At 57.0% G+C, this 25,836-nt stretch carries 23 protein-coding genes; 6 read left to right on the top strand and 17 right to left on the bottom strand.

The window, feature by feature from the left end:
- Nucleotides 1-25 precede the first annotated feature (25 nt).
- Together ACX1DW_RS03835 and ACX1DW_RS03830 are read left to right on the top strand one after the other, a co-directional pair.
- On the top strand, nt 26-1,279 hold the full coding sequence (locus tag ACX1DW_RS03835; protein WP_312965107.1) for a hypothetical protein: 1,254 nt from the start codon (nt 26-28) through the stop codon (nt 1,277-1,279).
- A complete protein-coding gene (locus ACX1DW_RS03830) occupies nt 1,239-2,114 on the top strand; it encodes a glycosyltransferase family 2 protein (RefSeq protein ID WP_458992815.1) in 876 nt (291 codons plus the stop codon). The genes ACX1DW_RS03835 and ACX1DW_RS03830 overlap by 41 nt, the downstream gene beginning before the upstream one ends.
- Before the next feature lie 145 nt (nt 2,115-2,259).
- Here ACX1DW_RS03830 and ACX1DW_RS03825 read toward each other — a convergent pair whose 3' ends face one another.
- Entirely contained in the window at nt 2,260-3,240 is a 981-nt protein-coding gene (locus ACX1DW_RS03825) for an IS5-like element ISAch1 family transposase (RefSeq protein WP_014819624.1), read from the bottom strand.
- 92 nt (nt 3,241-3,332) lie between these two features.
- Between ACX1DW_RS03825 and ACX1DW_RS03820 the strand changes: the two genes are divergently transcribed.
- On the top strand, nt 3,333-4,070 hold the full coding sequence (locus ACX1DW_RS03820) for a WecB/TagA/CpsF family glycosyltransferase (RefSeq protein WP_458992814.1): 738 nt from the start codon (nt 3,333-3,335) through the stop codon (nt 4,068-4,070).
- A 449-nt stretch (nt 4,071-4,519) separates the two neighbouring features.
- Nucleotides 4,520-5,620: a polysaccharide biosynthesis/export family protein gene (locus tag ACX1DW_RS03815; protein ID WP_133456739.1), complete on the top strand. Its 1,101-nt coding sequence runs from the start codon at nt 4,520-4,522 to the stop codon at nt 5,618-5,620.
- A 283-nt stretch (nt 5,621-5,903) separates the two neighbouring features.
- Here the strand turns inward: ACX1DW_RS03815 and ACX1DW_RS03810 are convergent, their stop codons facing one another.
- A complete protein-coding gene (locus ACX1DW_RS03810) occupies nt 5,904-7,088 on the bottom strand; it encodes a thiolase family protein (protein ID WP_063540500.1) in 1,185 nt (394 codons plus the stop codon).
- 414 nt (nt 7,089-7,502) lie between these two features.
- Nucleotides 7,503-9,002, bottom strand: a complete 1,500-nt coding sequence (gene pap, locus ACX1DW_RS03805; protein ID WP_125867867.1) for a polyphosphate:AMP phosphotransferase — start codon at nt 9,000-9,002, stop codon at nt 7,503-7,505.
- A gap of 165 nt (nt 9,003-9,167) precedes the next feature.
- Between pap and ACX1DW_RS03800 the strand changes: the two genes are divergently transcribed.
- Both ACX1DW_RS03800 and ACX1DW_RS03795 read left to right on the top strand, forming a co-directional pair.
- On the top strand, nt 9,168-9,896 hold the full coding sequence (locus ACX1DW_RS03800) for a 4'-phosphopantetheinyl transferase family protein (protein WP_458992813.1): 729 nt from the start codon (nt 9,168-9,170) through the stop codon (nt 9,894-9,896).
- A gap of 163 nt (nt 9,897-10,059) precedes the next feature.
- A complete protein-coding gene (locus ACX1DW_RS03795) occupies nt 10,060-10,467 on the top strand; it encodes a PA2817 family protein (protein WP_049325802.1) in 408 nt (135 codons plus the stop codon).
- A 197-nt stretch (nt 10,468-10,664) separates the two neighbouring features.
- Here the strand turns inward: ACX1DW_RS03795 and ACX1DW_RS03790 are convergent, their stop codons facing one another.
- The 14 genes from ACX1DW_RS03790 to pseB form a co-directional block, all read right to left on the bottom strand.
- A complete protein-coding gene (locus ACX1DW_RS03790; protein ID WP_458992812.1) occupies nt 10,665-12,644 on the bottom strand; it encodes a polysaccharide biosynthesis protein in 1,980 nt (659 codons plus the stop codon).
- Nucleotides 12,645-12,835: 191 nt separating this feature from the next.
- Nucleotides 12,836-13,387 carry a sugar transferase gene (locus ACX1DW_RS03785; RefSeq protein WP_152481413.1) on the bottom strand — a complete coding sequence of 184 codons (552 nt, stop codon included), beginning with the start codon at nt 13,385-13,387 and terminating at the stop codon, nt 12,836-12,838.
- Between the two features lie 18 nt (nt 13,388-13,405).
- Nucleotides 13,406-14,338, bottom strand: a complete 933-nt coding sequence (locus tag ACX1DW_RS03780; protein WP_458992811.1) for a UDP-glucose 4-epimerase family protein — start codon at nt 14,336-14,338, stop codon at nt 13,406-13,408.
- Entirely contained in the window at nt 14,338-15,669 is a 1,332-nt protein-coding gene (locus tag ACX1DW_RS03775; protein ID WP_458993379.1) for a UDP-glucose dehydrogenase family protein, read from the bottom strand. The genes ACX1DW_RS03780 and ACX1DW_RS03775 overlap by 1 nt, the downstream gene beginning before the upstream one ends.
- Nucleotides 15,670-15,677: 8 nt before the next feature.
- Entirely contained in the window at nt 15,678-16,628 is a 951-nt protein-coding gene (locus tag ACX1DW_RS03770; RefSeq protein WP_458992810.1) for a UDP-glucuronic acid decarboxylase family protein, read from the bottom strand.
- On the bottom strand, nt 16,625-17,419 hold the full coding sequence (locus tag ACX1DW_RS03765) for a glycosyltransferase family 2 protein (protein WP_172974171.1): 795 nt from the start codon (nt 17,417-17,419) through the stop codon (nt 16,625-16,627). The genes ACX1DW_RS03770 and ACX1DW_RS03765 overlap by 4 nt, the downstream gene beginning before the upstream one ends.
- Nucleotides 17,416-18,972 carry a capsule biosynthesis protein gene (locus ACX1DW_RS03760; RefSeq protein ID WP_458992809.1) on the bottom strand — a complete coding sequence of 519 codons (1,557 nt, stop codon included), beginning with the start codon at nt 18,970-18,972 and terminating at the stop codon, nt 17,416-17,418. The genes ACX1DW_RS03765 and ACX1DW_RS03760 overlap by 4 nt, the downstream gene beginning before the upstream one ends.
- Nucleotides 18,969-20,261, bottom strand: coding sequence for a hypothetical protein (locus ACX1DW_RS03755; protein ID WP_458992808.1), 1,293 nt, complete (start codon nt 20,259-20,261; stop codon nt 18,969-18,971). Before ACX1DW_RS03755 ends, ACX1DW_RS03760 begins: the two co-directional genes overlap by 4 nt.
- Nucleotides 20,262-20,266: 5 nt before the next feature.
- Complete coding sequence (gene pseI, locus ACX1DW_RS03750; RefSeq protein ID WP_458992807.1) at nt 20,267-21,331, bottom strand: pseudaminic acid synthase; 1,065 nt, start codon at nt 21,329-21,331, stop codon at nt 20,267-20,269.
- Nucleotides 21,332-21,342: 11 nt separating this feature from the next.
- Entirely contained in the window at nt 21,343-21,825 is a 483-nt protein-coding gene (gene pseH / locus ACX1DW_RS03745; protein ID WP_458992806.1) for a UDP-4-amino-4,6-dideoxy-N-acetyl-beta-L-altrosamine N-acetyltransferase, read from the bottom strand.
- A 29-nt stretch (nt 21,826-21,854) separates the two neighbouring features.
- On the bottom strand, nt 21,855-22,976 hold the full coding sequence (gene pseG, locus ACX1DW_RS03740; RefSeq protein ID WP_458992805.1) for a UDP-2,4-diacetamido-2,4,6-trideoxy-beta-L-altropyranose hydrolase: 1,122 nt from the start codon (nt 22,974-22,976) through the stop codon (nt 21,855-21,857).
- A gap of 7 nt (nt 22,977-22,983) precedes the next feature.
- Nucleotides 22,984-23,676, bottom strand: coding sequence for a pseudaminic acid cytidylyltransferase (gene pseF, locus ACX1DW_RS03735; RefSeq protein WP_458992804.1), 693 nt, complete (start codon nt 23,674-23,676; stop codon nt 22,984-22,986).
- Nucleotides 23,673-24,833, bottom strand: coding sequence for a UDP-4-amino-4,6-dideoxy-N-acetyl-beta-L-altrosamine transaminase (gene pseC, locus ACX1DW_RS03730; RefSeq protein WP_458992803.1), 1,161 nt, complete (start codon nt 24,831-24,833; stop codon nt 23,673-23,675). Before pseC ends, pseF begins: the two co-directional genes overlap by 4 nt.
- A 2-nt stretch (nt 24,834-24,835) precedes the next feature.
- A complete protein-coding gene (gene pseB, locus ACX1DW_RS03725) occupies nt 24,836-25,834 on the bottom strand; it encodes a UDP-N-acetylglucosamine 4,6-dehydratase (inverting) (protein WP_458992802.1) in 999 nt (332 codons plus the stop codon).
- Nucleotides 25,835-25,836 lie beyond the last annotated feature (2 nt).

Below are 25,836 nucleotides of genomic sequence, written 5' to 3'. Positions count from 1 at the left end.
AACCAATACCTAAGGACTCAGGTTGATGACGAATTTCACCTCACGCTTCTTCTTTTTTCCGCTGCTGATCCTGGCGATCGTGCTGCATTTTTCCGTGTTCGGTGACAGCCCGCACAACCCCTACGGCATCAAGGGGTTGAACGAGGCGTATCTCGCGGTCTGCGTCATATTCGCCATCCTGCTGTTGCTGGCCTCGGCGGAAGAAGCTCCGCGTGAATTTCGCATTCTGATGTACTACTGCCTGTACAGCACAGTGGTTTTCCTGCTGATGCCGGCGGTATTCGCGCACTACACCTATGGCCAACCAATCGTCTTCGGACTCATCGAAGAACGACGGGTACTGTTCTGCCTAGGCTTCGCTCCCCTGTTGTTCCTCGGCAAGCGCGTCAGCACCCTGCAGTTCGAGCGCGCGTTTCTCTATGCCGCACTGATCGCAGCGTTCTTCTCCTGGTGCTTCAAGTTCGGTGTGATTCCGGACATGCGCCCGGAGGTGCGCTCTGACGACCGCCCGGACCGCTCCTCGATCGGCCCGTTCCTGATCTGCCTGGCCTACTTCTACTGCATCCAGATCTGGTCGAAGGGCGCCTCGCCAATCAGCGGCGCCGCGCGCAGCAAGACCTTCTATCTGGTGATCGCCGCGCTGCTGCTGCTGACCCTGGTGTTCGCCACCCAGACGCGCCAGCTGATCGTCCTGTGCCTGGCCTTCACCCTGTTCTGCCTGCGTGCCAAGGCCATCATCTGGGCGGCTTCGCTGTCGATTCTGCTATCGCCGTTCTATTTCTATCCGAGCCTGCTGGAAATTCTCGGACTCAATGTCGAGTTCTACGACAGCACGTTGGAAGGCGTGGAAGACGGCGCGCGTTCGGTCACCATCGCCCTGATCTTCGATCATCTGAAGCAGGTCAACTGGCTGCCCAGCGGCTCACTGTCGCTGATGTGGCAAGACGGCTTCATTCCCTACTTCGGCGAGCACTTCTTCCTGTCCGATGTCGGAATCATCGGCACATTGTTCCGCTTCGGCTTCCTGACTTTCCTCATCGTTCCGATGACGCTGTTCGTCTATCACCGTATCGCCAAGAACATCGCCAGCGACATGACCTTCATCTACGCGACGATGCTGGCGTTCTTCGTCATCTGGCCGCTTAACGGCTTCTTCGAATACGGCCAGTCGGTCATCGCCATGTTGTTCGTCATTCATGCCCTTCGGGCCCGTTACCTCCGCAGCCAGGAACCTATCCATGAACGTCGCGCTTATCCTCAACTACAAGGCAGCCACTGAAACCATCAGTTGTGTTGAGAGCCTGCTCGCTCATTGCCCGGCTCTCGACCATGTGGTGGTCATCGACAACGACTCCCAGGACGGCTCCGTCGTGACGTTCAACCAGTGGCTGGAGGCACAGCCACGACACAACGTCACCGTGCTCGCCAACCCGGAGAACAACGGCTACGCCGGTGGCAACAACTACGGGCTGCGCTGGGCGCTGGACAACTTGCCGGTGGCCAACTTCTGGATCGTAAACAACGACACCTACGTCGACAGCGACGCGCTCTCCCCGCTGCTGGCAGCCTTGGCGGAGAACGATCGCCAGTTCGTCGGCTCGGTCATCCTCAGCGCCGATAGCGGCCGCCTGGAGTGCTACGGCGGCGGCAAGCTCTATCCGCTGCTGGGCAAGGCCAAGCTGCTGGGCAAGGACCAGACCCTCGAAGCCATGGCAAACAACAGTGAGCAGCCCGACTACCTGATGGGCTGCAGCCTGGCGTTCTCTGCCAAGCTGATCGAGCGCATCGGCCTGATGGACGAGGCGTACTTCATGTACTCCGAGGAAGTCGACTGGCAATTCCAGGCGAAGAAGAAAGGCGTGTCGATCCGCGTCGTGCCCGAGAGTCGCCTGTTCCATTACGGCTCGCTCAGCTCGGGCGGCCGTTCGGCCTTCTATCACTACTACCGCAATCGCGCGGCGACCCGTTTCAACAAGCGCTTTTACGGCCAGGGTTTCGCACTGGCGTCGGCCTGTTTCCTGTCGGCGATCACCGTCATCAAGGAGTACAACCACCCCAGCCTCGCCTGGTCCGGCATCAAGGGCGCATTCAAGGGAGTAACGATGAGTGTCTAAGGATGGTCTGAAGTAGTCACGTATTTCTGGCTGACTTCAGCCCTGCCAATTTTAAAAGCGGCGATTCGTCTAAAAAACGATCGAATCATCCATTTTTTCTGGATTTTTAGCCGCCGCGAGCACCTCGCGCCGGCCATTTCCCACATTACAGGCGCACCTCTCCTGTATTCGCCAGTAAATGTCGGCGCGCCATCCACAGGTTCGACAGGGCGAACAGCGTCACTAACTGCGCCGTGTTCTTCACCAGCCCTCGAAAGCGAACTTTGGTGTAACCAAACTGGCGCTTGATCACCCGAAACGGGTGCTCGACCTTCGCCCGCACCTGCGCCTTGGCCTTCTCGACCTTGCGCTTGGCTTTGTAGAGCGGGCTGCTCTTGCCAAGCTTCTTGTAAGTGCTGCGGCGTGCCGCGACCTGCCAGATCACCGCCCGGCCTTCATGTTCGGAGCGCTTTTCGACGCCCGTGTAGCCGGCATCGGCGCAAACGACGTTTTCGTCGCCGTGCAGTAACTTGTCGACCTGAGTGACATCCGCCACGTTGGCTGGCGTACCGACTACGCTGTGTACCAGACCCGACTCATCATCCACTCCGATGTGGGCCTTCATGCCGAAGTAATATTGGTTACCCTTCTTGGTCTGGTGCATCTCCGGGTCGCGTTTGCCGTCCTTGTTCTTGGTCGAACTCGGCGCATTGATCAGCGTGGCATCGACGATGGTGCCTTGGCGCAGCGACAGGCCGCGATCTCCCAGGTAGCCATTGATCACGCCAAGGATACCGGCCGCCAACTCACGCTTCTCCAGCAGCCGGCGGAAATTGAGGATGGTGGTCTCGTCCGGAATGCGCTCCAGTCTCAACCCGGCGAACTGACGCAGGATGGTGGTCTCGTACAGCGCTTCCTCCATCGCCGGATCGCTGTAGCCGAACCAGTTTTGCATCAGATGTACGCGCAGCATCGCCATCAGCGGATAGGCGGGTCGGCCGCCTTCGCCCTTGGGGTAATACGGCTCGATCAAGGCAATCAAACCCTTCCATGGCACAACCCGATCCATCTCGATCAGGAACAATTCCTTGCGGGTCTGCTTGCGCTTACCGGCGTACTCGGCGTCGGCGAAGGTCATCTGCTTCATCGGAAACTCGGGCGGGTGGAGAGTCTGGGCATTTTGCCAAATCAGGAAGTCTTCTTCAGAGTTTCCCTAACCAGACTAACCACGCGTTCGGTGTGAACTTCTATACCGGCAGCAAGGCAGCCCTACTGGACTGCATTCGCGAAGGGGTCAGGCAGCCCTACTCGTTCGTGGTGACACCCAACGTCGATCACCTGGCTCAGCTGCAGGACAACCCTGCCCTGCGCGAGGCCTACGCCAAGGCTCGCCTGCGCCTGTGCGACAGCCGGATCCTGCAGCCTTTGCTACAGCGGCTCGGCGTGCAGATCGAGGAAGTCATTCCCGGCAGCGACCTGACCATGGACCTGCTCGACTGGGCCAACCGCGAGCATCTGCGCATCGTACTGATCGGCGCCACCGAACAGGAATGCAGCAAATTGCGCGCGCTCTATCCTGGCATCACGGTGTACCACCATAACCCGCCCATGGGTTTCATCAACAAACCGGAAGAAGTGCAGCGAGCCCTGCAGTTCGTTCGCGAACACCCATCCGAACTGGTGTTCTATGCGGTCGGCGCACCGCGGCAGGAAATACTCGCCAGTTCCATCGAAGGTCACGAACGAACCGGCATGGGCTTCTGTATCGGCGCATCCATCTCGTTTGCCACCGGCAGTATTAAGCGTGCGCCTGTATGGATGCAGAACTGCAAACTCGAGTGGCTGCACAGGATGCTTTCCGAGCCCAAGCGATTGGTAAAACGTTACGCCCATGATGCGCTGTTCATAGTTCCGGCATTCATGCGGGAGAAGAGCTACCGGATGGACAAGGCCAAACCGGCCAAGCAGGACAGTTGAGTCATTCATCGAAAAAATGGCTGCAATTGCACTGAAACACGATGAACCCCGCCAGACCGGGACGGTCTATCCCTACTGTGAAAAGTGCGACGCGATGGCAATTCAACATCGAACTAACCACGCGCGTCGCGCATCCCAGGCAGAAGGCAGCGGGGCTTACTCTCAACCGAATAAAGGATTAAACCCTGCCGAATTAAACCGCAGTCTTACTGCCAGGAGGAAAAGCAATAACGCTTCCGCGTAGCTGAAATAAAAAAGCTGCAGGAGATGAACATTCAGGAAGGAGAGAAACTTTGGCTACCGATCCGATTTGGTCGCTGAGGAGTGTGGAGTAATGACTCCGATCCTCTTGGAAAGGCGAAACAACAACTCGAATGCCTCAGGCAGAACAGTGAATCCAGCCGTCTCACTCTTTGAACAACAACCACTCCGTCAAGGATGAACAACCCATGAAACCATTTATTGCTCTTGCTTTTACTTCCGCACTGGCGCTGCAGGGTTGCGCCTTCGCCCCTGGCCAGTATCTCGATCCCGATGAATTCAAGGATGGCGCCGAAGCCGAGCACGGCACGGTCCAGCTGATCCGCATCACGCCGGAGATGCTCAAGGGCGACCTGGCCTCCGACATGGGTACCTCCAGCAAGCAGGAACTGCTGAACTACAAGCCCAGCGCCTATCGCATCGGCGCCAATGACCTGCTCTACATCACTGTATGGGATCACCCGGAACTGACTGCACCCTCCGGCCCACAGCAGCAGCTGGACGCCAACGGTCGTCTGGTGCGCCCTGACGGCACCCTCTTCTATCCGTACATCGGCAACGTCGAGGCCGCTGGCAAGACCATCGAAGAACTGCGCGCCACCATCGCGCGTCGCCTGACCAACTACATCGACAGCCCGCAGGTCGACGTCTCGATCCTGCGCTTTGGCAGCCAGCGTGTGGTGGTCTCCGGTGCGTTCGATACCGCTGGTGAAGTACCGATCACCACCGCGCCGATGACCATCACCCAGGCCATCGGCCAGGCCGGCGTGGACACCGAAACGGCCGATCTCACTGGCCTGACCCTCAAGCGTGACGGCCGCGAGTACATGCTCGACGTCGACTCGCTGAACCGTCCGGACTCCTGGCTGCACCAGGTCTACCTGAAGGACGGCGACCAGTTGCACCTGCCGTACAACGACCAGCGCAAGATCTACGTGTTGGGCGAGGTAAACCTGCCGCAGGCTCTGTCCTTCAAGGCCACCACCATGAACCTGATGGATGCAGTGGGCACCGCTGGCGGCATTCGTCAGGAGACCGCCGATGGTGAGGCGCTGTACGTGATTCGTGGCGCGGAAGACATGATGACCGAGCCGGCCAAGGTCTTTCAGCTGAACGCCAAGTCGCCGACCGCCTTTGCCCTGGCCAAGCACTTCCCGCTGCAGCCGCAGGACGTCGTGTTCGTCGGGCCGGCCAACATCACCCGCTGGAACCGTTTCATCAGCCAGCTGCTGCCGTCGGCCAACGTCATCGGTATCGGTGCCGCGGCGGACTACAACCTGGGCCGCTAAGCTGCATCGCTTGATCGCCTGACGATCAGGTAACAAAGAAGCCGCAGAGTCATCACCGATGCTCTGCGGCTTCTTCGTATGTCAGCGGTAGCCATCTCAACAAGCTGCCTGCAAGGCGATGCATCCAATGACAACCGGATGCAAAGCGGCCATCGGCGGCGGCACTCGCGCCACCACCCGCCAGTCAGCAGCGGTTGAGCAAGCACACTGGACTCACCCCGAACGAAAAACGGGCCTGCTACAGCTCGGTAGCAGGCCCGTTTCGCTAACGGTTTCGATGGCGTTAACGCACCGCCTCGAACAACCCGGCAGCGCCCATGCCACCGCCCACGCACATGGTCACTACGCCGTAACGCAGATTGCGCCGCTGCAGTTCGCGCACGATGTGTCCCGCCGTACGCGAGCCGGTCATGCCGAACGGATGACCGATGGAGATCGAGCCGCCGTTGACGTTGTACTTCTCGTTGTCGATGCCCAGCGCGTCGCGGCAGTACAGGCACTGCGAGGCAAAGGCCTCGTTGAGCTCCCACAGGTCGATGTCAGCGATCTGCAGCCCCTTGGCCTTGAGCAGACGCGGCACGGCGTACACAGGGCCTATGCCCATCTCTTCCGGTTCGCAACCGGCCACGGTGAAGCCACGGAAGAACGCACGCGGTTTGAGGCCAAGCTCGATGGCCTTGTCCAGGCTCATCACCAGCGTCATCGAGGCGCCGTCCGAGAGTTGCGACGCGTTACCGGCGGTGACCGAGCCATCCTCCGCGAAGGCCGGCTTGAGCCCGGCCAGGCTTTCCAGCGTGGTGTCCGGACGGTTGCAGTCGTCACGGTCGACCACGCCCTGGTGCAGCGTACGTTCGCCGGTGTTCTTGTCCTCGGTGAAGTACTGCACGTTCATCGGCACGATCTCGTCGCCGAACAGCCCATCGGCCTGAGCGCGCGCGGTGCGCTGCTGGCTCTGCAGGGCATAGAGGTCCTGCTGCTCGCGGGTGACGTTGTAGCGCCGTGCCACCAGCTCGGCCGTCTGCCCCATGGTGTGGTAGATGCCTGGCACACGCTCCTGGATGATCGGGTTGAACAGGTGATCGGTGTTGCGGCTCTTCAGCGTCAGGGTGATGGACTCGACCCCGCCGGCGACGATGATGTCGCTGCAGCCCGAGGCGATCTGGTTGGCCGCGACCGCGATGGCCTGCAGGCCTGACGAGCAGTAACGGTTCAGCGTCATCCCCGAGCAGGCGATACCCAGGCGTGACAGCACGGCGACATTGCGGCCGATGTTGTAGCCCTGCGCACCTTCATTGGAGCCGGCACCGACGATGCAATCCTCGACCAGCGCCGGATCGAGGTCGTTGCGCGACAGCAGCGCATCGACGCAATGCGCCGCCATGTCGTCGGGACGGGTCATGTTGAACTTGCCGCGAAAGGACTTGGCCAGGCCGGTCCGCACGCTATCGACGATCACTACTTCACGCATGGGATACCTCAGTTATCGAGGCGGTCGCGGGGATGTTATGACGGCGCCGGGCGCACGGATTGTTCCACGACCGCTGGGTGGACGGTGATCCGAGCATAGTTCCGGCGTCGCGAGCATGGCGACGACCATTCAGCAAGCATATGCACGGCCATCGCCTCGCTGGCCGGCAACCCTTTTGGGCAGGCTTGCCGGCAACCCCTAGGTAAGCGCAAAGCGCCTGACCAGCGGCCTCGCTGATTCGCGGGCAAGTCCGCTTCCACAGAGGCGTGGTGCGCCGGATCAGGGATCGTTCCTAACGCTTAACAGGGCACCGGAATCACCCTTGCCCACAGAAACGACACGAACGACAGGCACAGGCCAGGTGTGGGAGCGGACCGCGACCCATCCGGCAGCTCCGCGGTCACAGGGTCGCGGTCAACGCCCCTTCTCGATCGCCGCCTCCAGCGCCTCGTTCAGCGTTCGCAGTACCTTCACCCTGGCGAAGCGCTTGTCGTTCGCCTCCACCAGCGTCCAGGGCGCGATCTCGGTACTGGTGCGGTCGACCATGTCCGCCACAGCGTGGCCGTACTCATCCCAGCGCTCGCGGTTGCGCCAGTCTTCATCGGTGATCTTGAAGCGCTTGAAGGCGGTCTCTTCCCGCTCCTTGAAGCGCTTGAGCTGGGTCTTCTTGTCGATGCTCAACCAGAACTTCACCAGCACCACATCCCCATCCACCAGCTGCTCCTCGAAATCATTGATTTCCGAATAGGCACGCAACCACTCGTCCGGCGTGCAGAAGCCTTCGACCCGCTCGACCAGCACACGCCCGTACCAGGAGCGGTCGAAAATGGTGAACTTGCCGCGCTCCGGGACGTTGCGCCAGAAGCGCCAGAGCCAGGGCTGTGCCAGTTCCTCGTCGGTGGGCGCGGCGATCTGCACGGTGCGGTAAAGCCGTGGATCCAGCGCCCCGGTGACTCGCCGGATCGCACTGCCCTTGCCCGCCGCATCGTGTCCTTCGAACAGTGCGAGCACCCCGCGTTTGCGCAAGCGGCGGTCGCGCAGCAGCTGCGACAGGCGCGCCTGCTCCGTCACCAGCTGCTGCTGGTAATCGTCCTTGCTCAGCTTCTGTGACAGGTCGAGGCTGTCGAGCAGGCTCAGATGATCCAGATCGACCTGAAGCGGCGCCGAATGCGGCTGGGACATCGGTGCGGTAGGTTGCTCCGCGACCTCCAGTGCCGCCTGCAAACCCTCAAGAATCACCCGTCCAACGGTCAGGCTGCGATAACGCTCATCGGCTCCCTCGACCACGTACCAGGGGGCGAAATCCCGGCTGCTCAACCGCAGGATCTTCTCCCCGTGGCGCACGAACTTGTCGTAGGTCTTGGACTGCTGCCAGTCCAGCGGGCTGATGCGCCAGCTGTGCAAGGGGTCGTTCTTCAACGAATCGAGTCTGGCGTTCATCCGGTCCTTGGACAGGTGCAGCCAGAACTTGAAGATCAGCGTGCCTTCGTCGCACAGCATCCGCTCCAGACGTTGCGCCCGTGCGACGGCGAGTTTGAGCTCGGCGCTGTCGATACGGCCATGCACCCGGTCCTCGAGCATCTTGCTGTACCAGTTGCCGAAGAAGATGCCGGTATGCCCCTTCGGCGGCAGCCGCCGCCAGAAACGCCAGGCCAGCGGACGGGCCAGTTCTTCGTCGCTCGGCACATCGAAACTGTCGACCCGAATCAGCCTCGGGTCCATCCATTCGTTCAGCAGCTTGATGGTCTCGCCCTTGCCCGCCCCCTCGATGCCGTTGATCAGGATGAGCACCGGAAAACGCGCCTGCGCCTTGAGCCGATACTGCGCTTGCAGCAACGCCTCACGCAGCTCTGGCACCGCGGCGTCGTAGGTTTCCTTGTCGATGGCGTGACCGATTTCGGCTGATTCGAACATTACTGGCTCCGTCCCGGGTGATGCACTCAACCCTAGCAGGCAGACCGCGAAGATAGCGAGCCAGAAGCAGAGCTAGATCGATCTCCATTGATCCAGGTCGGCGCTCGTCGCCTCACGCCCACGAGCGTTTTCACAAGGGATTACGGCACAATGGCGACCATGACCATGAACGACCTCCCCCCGATCCCGCGCTGCTGCACGCCACCACTCGACCACTGGCCGCTGCCCCGGCCGTTGCCCGGCGTACAGCTGCTGAGTACGCGTTTCGACCCGACATTGCTCGAACGCGACGATTTCCTGCGCTGGAACATTCCCGAACCCAAAGGCGTGAGCAAACGGCAGACCGAGTTTCTCGCCGGCCGCCTGTGCGCCCGCGAAGCACTGCATCGCCTGACTGGCTCGGCGTACGTGCCCACGGTCGGAGAGGACCGGGCGCCGCAATGGCCGGCCGGTACCATCGGCTCCATCACCCACGGTGCAGGCTGGGCCGGCGTAGTGGTGGCGCGCCAGGAACAATGGTGCGGCTTGGGCCTGGATGTCGAGCGCCTGCTCACATGCGAACGGGCCGACCGCCTGGCCGGTGAGATTCTCACCGGCGGCGAGCTGGAGCTCTACGCGTGCCTGAACGACAACGAGCGCGCACTATTGGTCACCCGCACCTTCTCGCTCAAGGAGAGCCTGTTTAAAGCGCTGTACCCGCTAGTCAAACAGCGCTTCTATTTTCAGGATGCCGAAGTGCTGGACGTTAACGCAGACGGTATCGCTCGCCTGCGCCTGTTAACTGATCTATCAGAAGGCTGGCGCAACGGCGCAGAACTCGACGGCCAGTTCGCGATCTTCGATGACTACCTGCTCAGCCTGATCGCCATCCCGGCAGAGCGCCCGGCCGGCTGATTGTCCTTGCCACACATACCTGGCGAGCGCCGGCCCGCCCTGGTAGTGCTGGTGCCAGAGCCTTGCGACCGAACCCTCGGCGCCACAGCCGGTCAACCAGACAGCCCAATTCACCGGCGCGCACGCCTATAATCGCGCCCTCAGAAATCGACACAGGTGCACCATGGCCAATCCATACCACGATCACAACCTGGCTCTGCTGGCCCATCTGCGCGGCATCCTGCTTGCCATGGGCGAAGCCGAACAGGTCTCGGAGGAAAGCCACGCGCTGTTCCTCGAGCGCTTCGACGAGCTGATCATGAACCTGCAGAACGTACCGGAAGAGCGCCACATGGGTCAGGACCTGATCTGCCAGGTCTTCCACCGCTACCCACAGATCGCCCACCTGGTTCCGCGCGACCTACTCTGGTTCTTCGGCGGCGACTGCCTGCACTTCATGCCCGACGAGGAAATCGCCGTCTTCCAGCAACTCGAGGAACGCCGCTATGAAGCCGAGCAGAACGACGAGCCCTTCGACTGGAATCTGGAAAAGCAGCTGCTGAGCATGCCGGACGAGGGCGCGCGGCACTGACGAGTCGGGCGTTGGCGGTAAATCTGTAAGCGCTCAGCAAACCGAGCGTCGACGTTTCCGGAGACAGTGAGCCCAAGCCCGCCTAAGGTCTCGATGGCGGGCCGGTCACCGCAAAAACAGCGCTCCGATCAGGCGTTGGCCCTCTCCGGAGTTACCCGACTGGACGACCAGCAGAGCGCTATCCGGCGGCAGGCGCGTTATTCCAGCTCCACTCGCCGCTGCTGATAGATCCAGTCGACGATCTCCCCCTCCGGCACATAACCACTCACCACTTCGCGAAGCAGCTGCCGCACCTGGGGATAGTCGTCGTTATCTACCGCTTTCAGCAGCTTTGCCAGCCGGTCCTTGAGTACATCCCAATCGAGATGCTCCTCATTGGCGCGCATGATCATCGGGTGCTCGGTGGCACTGACGTTGTCACCAATCAGCAGCTCCTCGTAAAGCTTTTCACCGGGTCGCAGGCCGGTGTACTCGATGGCGATGTCCCCGTGCGGACACTTCTCGGAACGCACACTGAGACCGGATAGATGAATCAACTTCTCGGCCAACTCAGCGATCTTCACCGGCTGGCCCATATCCAGCACGAACACGTCACCACCCTGCCCCATCGAGCCCGCCTGGATCACCAGCTGAGCCGCTTCGGGAATGGTCATGAAGTAACGGGTTATCTTCGGATGCGTCACCGTCACCGGCCCGCCCGCACGAATCTGCGCATAGAAGCGCGGTATCACCGAGCCTGACGAGCCGAGCACATTGCCGAATCGCACCATGGTGAAGCGGGTCTTGTTGACGTGATGAACACCGCCAGCGGTGCCAAACAAGCCCGGTGCAGGTTCACGGCTGAGCGCCTGCAAAATCAGCTCAGCCACACGCTTGGTACTGCCCATCACATTGGTCGGGCGAACTGCCTTATCGGTAGAGATAAGTACGAAGCTGTCGACGCCGGCCTGCACCGCAGCCTGCGCCGTGTTCAGCGTGCCAATCACATTGTTCAGCACGCCTTCGGCCACGTTGTGCTCAACCATCGGCACATGCTTGTAAGCCGCAGCGTGGTAGATGGTTTCTACTTCCCAAGTCCGCATTACATCCAGCAAACGGTCTTCGTTACGGATCGATCCCAGAATGGGCACAAGCCTCGTCGACAGGGATGACCGTTCGATCAATCGCTCAAGCTCAAGGTGGATGCTGTACAGATTGAATTCACTGTGCTCGAACAGCAGGAGCGCCTTGGGCTTGCTCGACAGTATCTGCCGACACAACTCCGAACCGATGGAGCCACCCGCACCGGTCACCATCACCACCTTGCCGCGGATACACTTCTCGAACAGTGCCTGCTGCGGCGGCACAGCATCGCGCCCTAACAGGTCGGCGATGTCCACTTCCTGGATATCTTCGACCTGCACCTTGCCGCTCGCCAAATCCATAAAGCCCGGCACACTGCGTACATGCAGCGGAAAACGCTCGAGCATTTCTAGAATTTCGCGCCGACGGCCGCGCGAAGCGGAAGGAATCGCCAGCAGGATCTCACCCGCCCCCGTATCCTCGACCAGCTGCGCAATATGCTTTGCCGAATACACACGCAGCCCGGCAATGACTCGGTTATGCAGGTTCGGGTCGTCGTCAATGAAAGCCACCGGCCGCATGGCACGCCCCATGCGCAACGCTGCCACCAGCTGATTGCCCGCAGCGCCAGCGCCATATACGGCAACTTTCGGCAAACCCGCTTCCTTGCCTTTGAACTTGGTAAGTGTGTTCGGAGAGAACCAATCCCCCATGAAGTATTGGCGCATCACCAACCGCAAACCGCCTATCAATACCAAGCTCAACCACCAATAGTTGAATACCATCGAGCGCGGGATCAGCTTGGGTGCATCGGTGTACCAATACACGGCCAATGAAAGCAAAAGGGCCGAAAGCGTAACCGCCTTGGCAATGGCCATAAGCGCATCGTTGCCAAAGTAGCGCATCACGGCGCGATACATGCCGAGGCGGATGAAGAACGGAATAGCTATTACTGGGGCAATTGCGAATAGCCAGGCGTGGCCACCCAGCGGGTCTACGAAGCTTGCGTTGCCAAGCCGGATGTAAAAGGACAACCACAGCGCCAGCCAGACCAGCAATACGTCTGTGGCGACCTGAATCAGGCGTTTTTGCTGCCGAGGCAAACGAACCAGCATCGACCTCAATCTTTCAGCTAACCTCAACAAATCAAGCCCCTTCCTTAGCACAAACCACAAAAGAATCTCACCAGGTGAAAGCCAGGTTAGAGCAACGGCGATAAAGCAAAGCAAAAGCTCAAACGATACGGATCGACCGACTCGGAAATCCGACCTGCGGTACATCCTTTCCGAGAAACGCAGTGGCACCTCTATCGAACGACCCGATCTCCAGAACCCTTTCCTGTCACAGTCATAAAGATGTACTTGAAATAATTCTTTAGTGTGAGGCTTTGGATCATTTGCTGATCCGTTTCCGCCAACAGCGTCGGCGTCGACATATCTATCTCACTAACTTGCGCCAATCCTGTGATACCAGGTCGCACATCGTAGACACCACGCTTCGCCCGTTCCGCCGTCAGCTCCTCCTGATTGAACAACCCTGGGCGCGGCCCCACCAAGCTCATCTCGCCCTTGAGCACATTCCAGAGCTGAGGTAGTTCATCGAGCTTGGTCCTACGAAGAAAACTACCGAACTGCGTAACAGACGCACTGCTAGCCAGATGAGTGGCAACGGATGCGGTATCAACCTTCATCGTCCGAAATTTGACCAACGTAAAAGGCTTCTGATTACGCCCGACCCGCACCTGGCGAAAGATCGGTGAGCCCGTATCGAACAGCCCAATGATTGCCAACACTACCAATAAGGGAAAGCCAAAAAGCAAACCCAGAAACGAAAAAACAAAATCGAAAACACGAATCACGAGGTCACCTGTTGAAGGTCAATTGGAGGGCTCGACGCAACGACGCAGACCCTCTTCTACTGTGTAGGGCGGCTTCCAATCCAACACTTCGCACGTCTTGCTGATGTCTACTTGAAGCGAGCCTAGCAACCGCTGAGCCATGTCCTTCTTGCCCACCAAAGTAGCGCCAACCCGAAGCACCCCAGCGGGAACCGGGATTAACTTGGCACGCTTGCCCATCGCCTTGGCGACACCACGCAGCAGTTCAGTAGTGGACAAATCTTCGCCATCACCCGCGAGAAATACTTGGTTAGTAGCGGCAGGATGGTCGATACAACAGGCAATCAGATCGACTAAATTATCAATGCCAACGAGAGAGCGCTTGTTATGAATAGCGCCAAGTGGAAGCGGGATACCCTTATCAATCCAACGTAGCAGGGTACCGAAGTTGCCTGGAGCATCAGGGCCATAGACCAAGGGTGGACGAATGATGACTAGCTCTAGTCCACTTTCCGTGGCTACCGTTCTCAAGGCGATCTCGGCCTCATACTTAGAACGAGCATAGTCTGAATGAGGCGCTGGAACGCTACCCTCAGTGAAAGGCGTACCACAAGTGACCGCGCCATTGACTCCAATCGAACTAATGAAGATGAAACGTCGCACACCCGCTGCCGCCGCCTGGCGAGCCAAGGCTGCAGACACGTCACAGTTGGCCGCCATGAAACTCCGTAATGGATCACGGCTCGTGTCACGCAACTGATGAGCACGCCCGGCAAGATGTACAACGCAGTCGACCGCTTCGAGCGCTTCTTGTAATACAACTGGATCATCAATCGCGCCTTCGAAGAACGGTATTGGCTCTTTAGGAGCCCTGCGGCCTATAGCGCGCACAGTTCGCCCTTGCTGCAGTAACTTTTCGGCCAAAGCACCACCGACGAACCCTGAAGCGCCCGTCAACAGAATGGCTGGCATCAGCGAACAACCCCCCGGCCAATAGCGTGATACAGCAAACCTGCAGCCGCCATTTCAGCTGGATCAAACAGATTGCGGCCATCTACTACGACGGGATAACGGAGGTGCGCTTTGAGCAACGATGGGTCGACCGTACGAAACACCTTCCATTCTGTGCAGATCACCAGCGCATCAGCCCCCTGCAAAGCCTCTTCACGAGAAGCACAGAGCGCTAAGTCAGAACGTTGACCGTAAATACGGTCACACTCTCGCATCGCCTCGGGGTCGAATGCCTGAACGTGAGCGCCGGCGTCCCAGAGAGCCTCCATCAATACTCGGCTCGGTGCATCCCGCATGTCGTCGGTGTTTGGCTTGAATGCCAGCCCCCAGAGCGCCACGGTTTTGCCAGCCAGTTGGCCACCGAAAACGCCGCTCAACTTGTCGAACAGCACCAACTTCTGACGCTGATTCACGCGCTCCACAGCCATCAACAGGTCCGGCTCGACGCCGACCTCAAACGCTGTACGCGCTAATGCCTGAACGTCTTTGGGAAAACATGAGCCGCCATAGCCACAACCGGGATAGATAAAGTGATAGCCAATACGAGGGTCTGAACCTATGCCTAAGCGTACCTGCTCGATGTCGGCGCCCAAACGCTCCGCCAATGCCGCCATCTCGTTCATGAAGCTGATCTTCGTCGCCAACATTGCGTTGGCTGCGTACTTAGTCAACTCCGCCGAACGTATGTCCATGAACATCAATTTGTCGTGATTACGGTTATACGGTGCATAGCAGTGACGCATGGCATCACGTACCTCAGCCGAACCCGTCCCAACGACAATGCGTGCTCCCTTAGTAAAGTCCTCGATGGCCGCCCCCTCTTTCAAGAACTCCGGATTCGAACACACCTCAAAGTCGACCGTAATATCGCGCTCAGCCAATATCGACTCGATGCGCTCGCGCACCTTATCTGCCGTTCCGACAGGTACGGTTGACTTATCGATAACCACTTTGTTATCGGCCATATAACGGCCGATAGTGGCCGCCACCTCCAGCACGTATCTGAGATCGGCCTTGCCGTCTTCATCGGGCGGCGTACCGACAGCGATGAATTGCAGATAGCCGTGCTCAACCCCGGCCGCAGCATCTGTCGAAAAGCTCAGACGTCCAGCTTTGCAATTCTTGAGAATCAGCTCTTCTAGGCCCGGTTCGTAAATCGGAATCACGCCCCGGTTCAAACCATCGATCTTCTGCCGGTCGACATCAATGCACATGACAGAATGGCCTACATCCGCCAAGCAAGCACCGGTCACCAATCCCACATACCCACTGCCAAAAACCGTAATTTTCATGACTGAACTCAAGCCTGCGGCTCCTCTTTGAGCAAGGCATCGAAATAGCTGATTGTTTTCTCCAGGCCCTGATCAAGCGCAACAGTGGGCTGCCAATTCAGAACAGCTTTCGCTTGAGAAATATCGGGTTGCCGCTGCTGGGGATCGTCTTGAGGAAGGGGGCGGAACACCAATTTGGATGAAGAACCAGTAAGAGCCAATACACGTTCTGCCAGTTGCAGCATCGTGAACTCTCCAGGATTGCCAAGATTGATCGGCCCTTTCACCTCGTCAGGCGACCCCATGAGTCGTACGAAACCTTCGATCAGGTCATCGACATAGCAGAAACTGCGGGTTTGTTGACCTTCACCGTAGATAGTGATGTCTTCGCCGCGTAAGGCCTGAACGATAAAGTTGCTCACGACGCGCCCGTCATTGGGATGCATCCGTGGACCATAGGTATTGAAGATACGAGCAATCTTGATCTGAACGCCGTGCTGTCTGTGATAATCAGTGAACAGCGTTTCGGCGCAACGCTTACCCTCGTCATAGCAGGAGCGAATACCTATAGGATTTACCTTTCCCCAATAACTCTCAGTTTGAGGGTGGACCTCAGGATCGCCATAAACTTCACTCGTGGAAGCTTGGAAAATTTTCGCCTTGGTACGCTTGGCTAGTCCAAGCATATTGATGGCGCCATGCACGCTAGTCTTGAGCGTCTGCACTGGATCGAACTGGTAGTGAACGGGAGACGCGGGACAAGCGAGATTATAGATCTCATCCGCCTCGACATATAAAGGAAACGTTACATCATGGCGAATAAGCTCGAAGTAAGGGTTCGCCATTAAGTGCGCAATATTGCGCTTACTCCCTGTAAAAAAATTGTCGACACATAGTACTTCGTTACCTTCTCGTAACAAACGTTCACAAAGGTGGGAGCCGAGAAAGCCAGCCCCACCTGTCACCATGATCCGTTTCATAGCCCCTTCCTTAAGATACGATAATAAAAAGCACCCAGTACATGAGTTAAGGTAAAAAAAATCGCCTGCAGCGCATTGGTGCCAGGAAACTCATTATGCAACATACGCATACGCCCCAGCATATACAGCTTGGAACCGGAAATTTGGCCGTCTATGCGCCGATAATTAAGCAGTGGATATTTAACCTTCCAATGGACGATACCACTGCGCAGAATACGCAACCAACAGTCATAATCCTCTACCGCCCTGTAGCGAATATCTTCATTGAAAGGAAACTTCAACATCAACTCACGAGTAACCAAAACCCCGGATGTAGGAATTCGTCCTTTCAGGCGCTGCTGCGAAAAAGTGACCATGCCTACTGGCGCCTCTGAAACCGGAGGAAAGCTCAGCGATGAATCATCCCTGAAATCCTTCATCTGTGAACTGAGGAAACACCCGGAATTCGCTTCCGCTGCGCGCAGCTGAAGCGACAGCTTTTCCGGATGCCAGATGTCGTCGGCATCCAAAAAAGCAACCCACCGCGCCTTGGCCTCCCTTACTGCTATATTGCGGGGTGCAGCAGGAGCACCGCAGTTCTTCTCTAGCGCAATCAGGCGAATTCTAGTATCTTTCGCGGCATATGCAGCAACGATTTCGCGCGTTGCATCCTTGGAGCAATCGTCAACTATCAGCAACTCCCAGTTTTGCCACGTCTGATCGAGAACAGACTGTATAGTGCGACCGATCAGCTTCTCAGCATTATATGATGGGGTCACCACCGTTACCGTTGGCATTTCGAACTCATTCAACCCCTGTCTCCTCTGGGTAGCTTTGCCCTCACATGGTCGACCCAACGCAAAGCTGGACGCCGCTTTACATCCATCGCCGGCAGCACGGCATCCTGAATCTCATAATTCGCAAGTTCCGCCCAGTTTTTATCTATCAGCAGTTGCAAGACAATAACTTCCTCACTATCACCAACGGCCCAATTGGGGTCATCGGCCGTCAGTACACCCGTACGAAATATATCCACTATCCGCCCAGCATCCGCGCCCGAAAAATAGCGATAACGAGTGGTTTCGATCGGTCGAACGTAATCAACGAACTGGGGATGACGATGAGAGCGCACATACAGAAAACGCAGTGTCTTGCGCCGCACCAATTCTGGATCTAGATCCGTGCGGGCGCCAAGCGCATACATACTGGCCTTATCAGAAAATGCTCTCACGAAGCCAGCTCGCGCGTAAGTCGAAGGCCCCAAACAAATTACTTGTTTTCCACAGGCACCCGCTTCTACAGCTGAACTACCACCATTGAGCACAACGATATCAGCCTGTTGGATCAGATCATAAGTATTAGCTTTCTGCTCGCTAGAGATACAGTAAATAGAGCGTTTATTTGCCCATTTTTTATAAAGCCTCAATGAGCGATCACCGCCTACCTTACCGATCTTTTCGGCCCAATTTGGGTGGCATCGCACCACGACCTGCTCAGGCGCGATGGAGAAGGCTGCGAAGAAATCATCGAGCGCATGCGTATTATCAACCCAAGGTGACTTCCACTCAGCGTGGCCAGCAAACTCGTTCTTACTGCTCGGCAGCACCAATACACGAACACCCTCGGTTTTAAGCGGCCATGGTGCCGGCTCTGGATTCTTATTGTAGAGACGCCACTCCAGAGAGTTCCGCTGCAAGAAACGCTCACCGATATGCTTACCTGCGATTCTAGCCTGCTTCAGTGTCAACGGCCGATCATCGAACTCAGCAACCATGTCACCCACGGCCTTGAGCGAGAGACAGTTGGCATTGGGCGTCAAATGCAAACCTTGACTAAACCAAGGCCGCTCATGGGTGATAAAAGGAACTCCAAGCTGCTCGCATGCGTAGGTTACTGCGCGGGTTAAGTCCATGCGCCCGTTGAAACAGATGACGCCGTCGAGGGCATTTTCCTCTATCCATCGTTTGGCACTGGAATAGGTGCTTGAGATAGGCACATACAAGGACTTACGAACCTGAACAACCTCCGGCTCCAGCCACTCCTCCTCGGATTCTGTCCGTGTCAGAGTACAGGAACTGGACAGCGCAAGGTTATCGAGAACGTCATCCGGCAAATCGAGATTCTCTCTATTACGGATAGTCGTTACTGCCTCATTAGTGTAACTACGCACCCCCCCTAATATACATTTCGCACACTCTTTTGCCTTGCCACTTCCTTTGAGCGCGCGAGGATAACAGTTATCTACGGCCGCATCACAAGTTAAAAAACAAACGTGATGCCCTGCTTCTCTCAGCACCGAGGCCAAATAGTAGAGCTGCTCGACATGCGGCCGAAATGAAAAGACATTTACGAACCCAACATTCATACGCACAAATACCTTATAGAATTCCGCCAAACAAAAAGGACCAAATAAAGAATAAAAACCAAATAAATACAAATAAAGAAAATTAAAAAACCTGGAATGTTAGCTGGACTAATCAAAAGGGAAAGCACACAAACAGTAAAAAACACCACAAAAGAATATCGCCCCAAAAACAACCGGCCAGATCGTAAAAAAAATACAGACATAACCAAGAAACAACCGGTAGTAAAGAAGATAAGCATTACCCCCAAAACACCTAAGTCATGATAAACAGCCGCCACTGCTGGAACAAAGAATCCTGCATACTCGTGGCTCGGTATCTCCACACCGAATCTGCTCAAAAACAAATGTGAGAACCCAGCCAACAGTATGGATGAAGATGATTCTGAATAATAAGCAAAATCACCCACCCATAGAACATGAAAGCCATACAGAAGCACCGCAGACAAATAGTTCAACAGACTACCAACCCCCTCACTAGCGAAAGCTATGTCACAACTCCACGAATAACCCCCAGATGCAACCATGAAACTAGTCAGATGATGACAAAGATTTTCCACGTACCGACCAGAGTCACCGTCTAGAAAAGCCTCAGCGCGAAGATAAAAAACGAACGCAAAGAAATAAATAACACCAAAAATCAACAAGCACACTTTCCAAGCACTAATAGATCTGGGTATCGCCCTCAGCCCTAGAACTCTCCTCCCAACCAGACAAGAGATAACAACCGCAAGGACCATCAAAACTACCGTCCTCCCCCCCATCAAATAACTCAACATAAGCGCTAAAACAGAAGAAACCACTAAAGTAACCCAACGATCTCGCGCACGCTCATCCCAATCAAACAACACATTGATTAGCGGAAAAAAAAGAAAATAGGGTAGCAAATTACCCAATAAACTAAATATCGTGCCACTGCGCTCGCCTTCATTAATTAGAGCTCGAGCCTCTGCCATCCCTAGCGAAAAATAATCTATTCCCCTCATAAAATAACGATCATAGAACAAAAAAAATACACCTAGAAAAGCAATAGCCAGAAACATCGAATCATGAAGAACAGGCGCTTTGATCTGCACAAAAGTGGCTTGAAAAGGGGCGTAGAGCACCAGCAATGAAAAATAGCCAACGACTAAAGAAACGAACCCAATGCAATATAGAAAAACAGCGCCAAACAACTGCATCCCTAAGAAACAACCAACATAAAGCGCACCAAAAAAAACAAACAGGGAATAAATTAAAAGCAACGCGGATAAGGGCGACATAAAGCGGCCATTCACAGAAGCACTAAGCATCACAATTACGCCTTCGCGGACCAACTAAGCACAGTGACAGGTGTGTTCACCTCAACATCAAAACTCACACGCTTACCAACGATATCATTCAAGAACCTCGGCGCAACGCCAAAGCCAGGCCTTACACTTCGAACCGCATCACAGGTGACAATATCTCCAGCCTTTAAGGATTTGACGAAATATAGCGACCGTCGAAATTTCACATTTCCTTGCTCACTTGACTTGCGGCCGTAGTCAACCTTTCCTAACGACGACCAAGCCGTCTTACTATCACGACACAGGGCCGCGAGTTCTGCCGGCTCCAGCGAGAAGCTATCGTCTGGGCCACCACCATTGCGGTCGAGGGTAAAGTGCTTTTCGATGACGGAGGCACCGAGCACCACGCTGGCAATAGCCGTAGTGTTATCCAGTGTATGGTCGGACAGGCCTGTAACCAGGCCGAAACGCCGCATCATGTCGGGGATGGTGCGCAAGTTGTAATCCTCTGCCGGGGCCGGGTAGCCGCTAACACAGTGGAGGATGGCAAGTTCCTTGCAGCCGCCTTCGCGGGCCGCGTCGATCGCTTCTTGTATTTCTTCGGCATCAGCCATGCCGGTTGAGATGATCATCGGCTTGCCGGTGCTGGCAACGTACTTGATCAGCGGCAGGTCTACAGCTTCGAAAGAGGCAATCTTGTAGGCCGGAGCGTTTAGATCCTCCAGCAGGTCGACGGCCGTGTTGTCAAATGGCGAGCTGAAGATGGTGATGTCGTGCGTGCGGGCATGCTCGAACAACGGCTTATGCCAGTCCCAGGGCATGTGGGCTTCTTGATAGAGCTGATACAGGGTTCTACCGTCCCACAGGCCGCCATGGATCTGGAACTCTTCTGAGTCGCAGTTCAAGGTGATGGTATCGGCGGTGTAGGTCTGCAGTTTGATCGCATCGGCGCCGGCCTTTTTGGCTTCTTCGATGATCCTCAGCGCAGTTTCCAGCCTACCGTTATGGTTGGCGGAAAGTTCGGCAATGATGTAAGGCGGTTCGTCAGCCGCGATACGGCGTCCGGCGATGCTAATGCTAGGAACATTCGACATGATCGGTTCTCTCATAGGTTCGCTTGCCATTCGCTAGCAAGCAGGCCAAAGCACACTACATCGTGGTAATTCTGGCCATCAAAATGTTGGTCACGGAGGATGCCTTCCTGCTGGAAGCCCAGATTCAGGTGGAAGCTGACGGAGCGTTCGTTAAAGTGGAGGGCCTGGGCGCAGAGCTTGTGTACGCCCACCACCGAGAACGCGTACTGCAGGGCAGCCTGCCCCAGCTGTTTCCCGGTCCCCTTTGGGGCATCTGGCGCCGCGTAGAAACCCCAGTCTGCTATTCCGCCTGCAGCTATTTGGTGAAGATTGATGAAGCCCTTTGGGGTGGCTTCGTTTTCAAATATCAACAGGTGGCGGCTTGGGTCCAGCGAAGCGTGCTCGAACCAGCGCCTATGTTCGTCAAGCGAAATTTCATGCTGGGTGTACATATAACAGCGCACATCTGGGTGGTTGCGCCAAGCAAGGATGGTCGCGAGATCGGTAGCAGCCATCGGCCGTACCCGTGGTTGCAAAGTCAACGTCACGGCAGTGACTCCATTAGATGGACAACAGTGGTTACGCCCTTTCCGTCGACAATTCGTGTAGCCGATTGGCTCATCAGCTGCAGGGCCGCCGGGTGCTCGGTAACGTGCCGTAGTAATTTGGGAAGGCACGAGCCGATATCTTGCAACTTCTCGATAATCCGGGCCGCCTGACTCTGTTCTAGACCTTGCGCGACCTGCCGTTGATTGTCGGCTAGCACTAGCAGGATTGTTGGCAGCCCCAGGCAACAACGCTCCCACGAAGTCGCGCCTGCCGCGCCGATCGCCAGGTCGCTATCAGCCATTAGGCGTGCCATATCGCTGACTCCAACCAGAACTTCGGTAGGCCAGGGCATGCTGAGTGCCTGGTGCTTGACTTCGTTCAGCCAAGGAGCCTTCGAGCCCATGACCACGGTGATTCGGCAATCGTCTGGCAGCGGACTCTCGCGAAGCGCATCCAGCACCCGGCCGGTAGCGTTGTCCTTATCGATGCCACCCATGGTGATCAATAGCTGACGCAACTGCGGCTTCACGCGGCGCTGCAGGCTGTAAGAACGCAGGGCAGCGAACTCCGGACGCAAAAGGGCATATCCCGAGCCGCACAGCACCTGACAGTCGCCAGGCACCCACACACGGTAGTCCTCGCTCTGGCGACCGAACGTCTGGTCAAGAAGCAGGTCGCACGCATGCGGCCGATCGGCCAGGTCATCGACGACCATCAGCCTGCGATAGTACGGCTTGAGGGCCTGCTCCCAGCGAGCGTCTAGCGCGTAATGATCGACAATCAACCAATCGGGTTGCAGCTTGGCAAGGATCGGCGTGCAAGCTGCGGCGTCTTCGGACTGGCTGGCACCGAGCCAATGGCCATGCGCGGGAGACTGCTCGCTACTCTCCGTGTCGCACCTGAATATGCCTGCACTCGGCAGATCCGGGCTGACAGCCAGCTCATGGACGGTGTAGCCCTTGCTGCGAATCAGACCGAGCAGGTTGCCGGGATGCGTCCGGCAGATGAACCCACAGCTGGCCCCGCCCGCCGTGAGCGCATCAGCCAGCGTCAGGCAACGCATCACATGGCCCGTACCCATCTGCAGGGAAGCATCCGCGCGAAAGACGACTTTCATCAGTACCTCAGCCCTCCCGCGTCATGGCTTTGAACAGCCATTCGGCACGCGCCCAGTCTTCTGGGGTATCGATGTCCTGCACACGATGACGGGGCAGCAGTACGGGCAATGCGTCGGGGCTGAAGATCTGCTTGCCCTGCAGCCAGGCATCGGCACGCCCCCAATAGAACTGCCCGGCATCGTGGAAGGCCTCTTCCAGATCCTGTGAGCGAGTGTTGAAGTGTTCGGGGTTGAACATTTCCACACGGCCTTGGCCATTGATACGAATGGCGCGCTGGATGGGAAAGGCGTAGCTCGTCATCGAGAAGGCATAGTCGCAGTCGTCGCCTTGCAATACTTGCATGCCCCGATTCAGATCCTGGGCAGTAACAAAAGGCGCCGTGGCATACAGGCAACAAACCTGCTCGACCGTGCGCCCTTGTTGAGTGAACCATTCAATGGCGTGACGGATCACCGGAACGGTGCCTGTATAGTCATCGGACAGCTCGGCCGGCCGCGTGAACGGCACATCAGCACCATGCTGACGGGCCACCTCGGCAATCTCCGCATCGTCGGTGGAGACAACGACCTGATCGAAGCATCCGCTCTGCAGCGCGGCCTCGATGGACCAGGCGATCATCGGCTTGCCACAGAACAGCTTGATGTTCTTGCGCGGTATGCGCTTGCTGCCGCCACGAGCGGGAATGACCGCCAGCCTCATGCCGAGAGCGCCTTGCGTAGCGCAGCGATGACTTCGTCCTGCTGGGCCTGCGTCATGGTCTGGAACATCGGCAGGCTGATTGCTTCGGCGTAATAGCGCTCTGCCTCGGGGAAATCGCCTGATCCGAAGCCCATTCGCTGGTAGTGGGGCTGGATATGTATCGGGATGTAGTGCAGGTTCACGCCGATACCCAGCTCGCGCAGGGCCTCGAATACTTGGCGGTGGGTGTTGCCTATCTTGTCCAATTGCAGGCGGATCACGTACAGGTGCAGGCCAGAGTAGTTGTCGGGATGCTGCCAAGGCGTGGTGACCGGCAAGCCGGCAAGCAGATCGTCATAGCGCCGCGCCAGTTGGTGGCGCCGCGCGACGTACTGGTCCAGACGCTCCATCTGGGTAACGCCCAGCGCAGCTTGCAGTTCGGTCATGCGGTAGTTGAAGCCGAGATCGATCTGCTGGTAATACCAGGGGCCATCACTTTCATGAGTCATCTGCGCCGGATCACGGGTGATGCCGTGGCTGCGCAGCAGTTCCATCCTGGCGGCCAACTCGGCATCATTGGTCAGCGCCATGCCTCCCTCACCCGTCGTGATGATCTTCACGGGGTGGAAGCTGAATACCGTAATGTCGCTGTAGCGGCAGTTGCCGATAAATTCGCCCTGGTATTTTCCCCCGATGGCGTGGGAGGCATCTTCGATAATCTTGAAGCCGTAGCGCTGAGCGAGGGCATGGATAGCGCGCATGTCGCAGGGCTGGCCGCAAAGGTGCACTGTCACCAGGACCTTAGGCAGCTTTCCGTCCCGCTCGGCCTGCTCCAACTTGCGCGCCAGCACCTGCGGGCAGAGGTTGTAGGTTTGGGGATCGATGTCGACGAAATCGACCTGCGCGCCACAATACAAACCGCAGTTGGCCGAAGCAACGAACGTGATAGGCGTTGTCCATAGCCAGTCGCCATTACCAAGCCCCAGCGCCAGACAGGCAACATGCAGCGCCGAGGTAGCACTATTCATTGCCAGAGCGTGGCTGGCGCCGACATGCTGCGCCACGGACTGCTCGAAGCGCGGCACCATCGGCCCCTGCGTCAGGAAGTCGGATTGCAACACACTCACGACAGCGTCGATATCAGCCTGGGTAATGTCCTGGCGACCGTAGGGAATCATCGTCAGATGCTCCCGATCTTTTCGCGGTTCGTGTCAATCCATGCCTGGAGTTGGCTATCGCTCATCCACTCGCTGTTGTTATCACTGGCGTAAACAAAGCCTTCTGGGACTTTTTTGCCGTCCTTGATGCGCTTCGGGCATGTGGACCAGCTGTGAATGGTCGGCAGGATCTTGAAATGCTCGGGATATTCGTAGGTGTAGTAAGCGTCCTCGGCACTAATCATCTGCTCGTGCAGCTTTTCACCAGGGCGAATGCCGATGATTTCCTGGCGAGCTTCGGGAGCGACGATGCGAGCCAGATCGGTAACCTTCATTGACGGAATCTTTTTCACGTAGATTTCACCGCCTTCCATGTCCTCAAAGGCATGCCAGACCAGCTCGACGCCTTCTTCCAACGAGATCATGAAGCGCGTCATGCGCTCGTCAGTAATCGGCAGCACGCCTTTGTCCTTGATGGACATGAAAAACGGGATCACCGAGCCGCGCGAGCCCATCACGTTGCCGTAGCGCACCACGGAGAAACGGGTGCCGTGTTCACCGGAGTATGAGTTGCCGGCGACGAACAGCTTGTCGGAAGCAAGCTTGGTGGCGCCGTACAAATTGATTGGGCTGCTGGCTTTGTCGGTGGACAAGGCAACCACGCCTTTCACTCCCTTGTCGATGCAGGCATCGATCAGGTTCATGGCTCCGTCGACGTTCGTCTTAACGCATTCGAAGGGGTTGTATTCAGCGGTCGGGACGATCTTGGTGGCAGCGGCATGCACCACGTAATCGACGCCATCCAGCGCGCGGTACAGGCGATCCTTATCGCGCACATCGCCGATGAAGAAGCGAACGCGCTTGTCGCCCTCGAACTTCTTGGCCATATCCCACTGTTTCATTTCGTCGCGGGAGAAAATGATGATCTTCTTCGGGTTGTATTTGGCCAGTGTCATCGGCACGAAGGTATTGCCGAAGGAGCCGGTACCGCCGGTAACGAGGATGGTCTTGTCGCTAAACATTA

It is taken from the genome of Stutzerimonas sp. KH-1 (assembly GCF_054483855.1).
The sequence above is the reverse complement of the archived record's forward strand: the minus strand, read 5'-3'. Positions and strand labels throughout refer to the sequence as shown.

Coding starts and splice junctions, on each gene's coding strand:
- ACX1DW_RS03830 (WP_458992815.1), top strand. CDS start 1,239: ATGAACGTCGCGCTTATCCTCAACTACAAGGCAGCCACTGAAACCATC.
- ACX1DW_RS03795 (WP_049325802.1), top strand. CDS start 10,060: ATGGCCAATCCATACCACGATCACAACCTGGCTCTGCTGGCCCATCTG.
- pseC (WP_458992803.1), bottom strand. CDS start 24,833: ATGATTCCCTACGGTCGCCAGGACATTACCCAGGCTGATATCGACGCT.
- pseB (WP_458992802.1), bottom strand. CDS start 25,834: ATGTTTAGCGACAAGACCATCCTCGTTACCGGCGGTACCGGCTCCTTC.
- pseI (WP_458992807.1), bottom strand. CDS start 21,331: ATGTCGAATGTTCCTAGCATTAGCATCGCCGGACGCCGTATCGCGGCT.
- ACX1DW_RS03755 (WP_458992808.1), bottom strand. CDS start 20,261: ATGCTTAGTGCTTCTGTGAATGGCCGCTTTATGTCGCCCTTATCCGCG.
- pseF (WP_458992804.1), bottom strand. CDS start 23,676: ATGAGGCTGGCGGTCATTCCCGCTCGTGGCGGCAGCAAGCGCATACCG.
- pseH (WP_458992806.1), bottom strand. CDS start 21,825: ATGGCTGCTACCGATCTCGCGACCATCCTTGCTTGGCGCAACCACCCA.
- ACX1DW_RS03780 (WP_458992811.1), bottom strand. CDS start 14,338: ATGCCAGCCATTCTGTTGACGGGCGCTTCAGGGTTCGTCGGTGGTGCT.
- ACX1DW_RS03825 (WP_014819624.1), bottom strand. CDS start 3,240: ATGAAGCAGATGACCTTCGCCGACGCCGAGTACGCCGGTAAGCGCAAG.
- ACX1DW_RS03770 (WP_458992810.1), bottom strand. CDS start 16,628: ATGAAACGGATCATGGTGACAGGTGGGGCTGGCTTTCTCGGCTCCCAC.
- ACX1DW_RS03760 (WP_458992809.1), bottom strand. CDS start 18,972: ATGAATGTTGGGTTCGTAAATGTCTTTTCATTTCGGCCGCATGTCGAG.
- ACX1DW_RS03835 (WP_312965107.1), top strand. CDS start 26: ATGACGAATTTCACCTCACGCTTCTTCTTTTTTCCGCTGCTGATCCTG.
- pseG (WP_458992805.1), bottom strand. CDS start 22,976: ATGAAAGTCGTCTTTCGCGCGGATGCTTCCCTGCAGATGGGTACGGGC.
- ACX1DW_RS03775 (WP_458993379.1), bottom strand. CDS start 15,669: ATGAAAATTACGGTTTTTGGCAGTGGGTATGTGGGATTGGTGACCGGT.
- pap (WP_125867867.1), bottom strand. CDS start 9,002: ATGTTCGAATCAGCCGAAATCGGTCACGCCATCGACAAGGAAACCTAC.
- ACX1DW_RS03790 (WP_458992812.1), bottom strand. CDS start 12,644: ATGCTGGTTCGTTTGCCTCGGCAGCAAAAACGCCTGATTCAGGTCGCC.
- ACX1DW_RS03800 (WP_458992813.1), top strand. CDS start 9,168: ATGAACGACCTCCCCCCGATCCCGCGCTGCTGCACGCCACCACTCGAC.
- ACX1DW_RS03815 (WP_133456739.1), top strand. CDS start 4,520: ATGAAACCATTTATTGCTCTTGCTTTTACTTCCGCACTGGCGCTGCAG.
- ACX1DW_RS03810 (WP_063540500.1), bottom strand. CDS start 7,088: ATGCGTGAAGTAGTGATCGTCGATAGCGTGCGGACCGGCCTGGCCAAG.